1 protein-coding gene is annotated in these 1,291 nt (G+C 64.8%); it reads right to left on the reverse strand.

Features of this window, described 5'->3' with window-relative positions; all coding sequences use genetic code 11:
• Positions 1-30: 30 nt before the first annotated feature.
• A protein-coding gene (locus tag CLV29_RS16090; protein WP_424991540.1) for an IS3 family transposase occupies positions 31-1,232 on the reverse strand; the annotation gives its coding sequence in 2 pieces (ribosomal slippage) (positions 31-954 and positions 957-1,232; 1,200 coding nt in all).
• Positions 1,233-1,291 lie beyond the last annotated feature (59 nt).

Raw genomic sequence — 1,291 nt, forward strand, 5'->3', positions numbered from 1 at the left:
TGGGCTTGACCCCGTTCGACGGACACGTGGTCAGGCGGCCAGGGTAGCCGTCTGGTGTAGGTGGTGCTCGTATTGGACTGGGGTCATCATGCCGATGGAGGAGTGCCGGCGGCGGCGGTTGAATCGTTCCTCGATCCAGCGGGCGGTCGCGATCTTGGCTTCGGCCTTGGTGGTCCAGGTGCGGCGCTGGTAGAACTCGGTCTTCAGTGTTGACCAGAACGCCTCGGTGGCGGCGTTGTCCCAGCAGACCCCGGTCCGGCCGACCGATTGCAGCAGCCCCAGATCGGCGCACAGGTCAGCGATCTGGGCTGAGGTGTATTGACAGCCCCGGTCAGCGTGAAAGATCACTTGTGTCGGCAACTGACCGCGCAGCACGTAGGCCATCGACAGTGCCTGGTCGACCAGGTCGGCACGAAGGTGATCGGTGATCGCCCAACCGATCACCCGCCGCGAGCAGCCGTCACGGACCGCGCACAAGTACAGCCAGCCTTGGGCGGTGGCGAGGTAGGTGATGTCGGAGGTCCAGACCCGGTTCAACTGGCCCTGATCGAACCGCCGTTCCACCAGGTCGGGCAAACGCCCGGCGTGGGGATCAGGGATCGTGGTTGACGGCCTCCAGCCGCGGGGACTGATCCCCACGATCTGATGCTGCCGCATCAGCTTCGCGACGGTTTTACGGGAGACCTGCTGCCCGTCGGCGCGAAGATCAGCCAAGATCCGCGGCGACCCATACACCGCATCGGAGTCGGCGTGGAACTGTCGGATCTTCATCAACAGTTCCTCACGGCGCTGCTCCCGCAGCGACGGGCCAGCCGTGTCGCGGGCCTGCCAATCATAGAATCCCGATCTCGACACCCCGAGCAGTCGGGCCATGCGCGCAATCTCGTAGGTGGCCTTCTCCGCCGCCATCAGCCGATAACAACTCACCGGTTCTGATTCTCCGTCACGAAGAAGGCCGCGGCTTTTTTCAAGAACTCACGGTCCATCCGCAACTCGGTGTTCTCCACCCGCAACCGTTCCAGCTCGGCCCGCTCATCGGCATCCAACGCCGGTGGCGGACCGTCATCACGGGCCCGTTCGATCCCGACCCACCGGCCCAGCAGCTGCTCACCCACCCCGATCTCCCGCGCGACATGCGCGACCGGACGGCCAGTGTCGATCACCAACCGGGCAGCCTCGCGCCGATACGCCGGCGTATACGACTTCCGCTTCTTCGACGCCATAACAGACATCCTCTCCGGCAGACCCGCAGGCCCGCCAACAAGGTGTCCGTCAAACAGGGTCAACCCCA

Origin of the sequence: Naumannella halotolerans, assembly GCF_004364645.1 — a bacterium.
GTDB classification, from domain to species: Bacteria; Actinomycetota; Actinomycetes; order Propionibacteriales; family Propionibacteriaceae; genus Naumannella; species Naumannella halotolerans.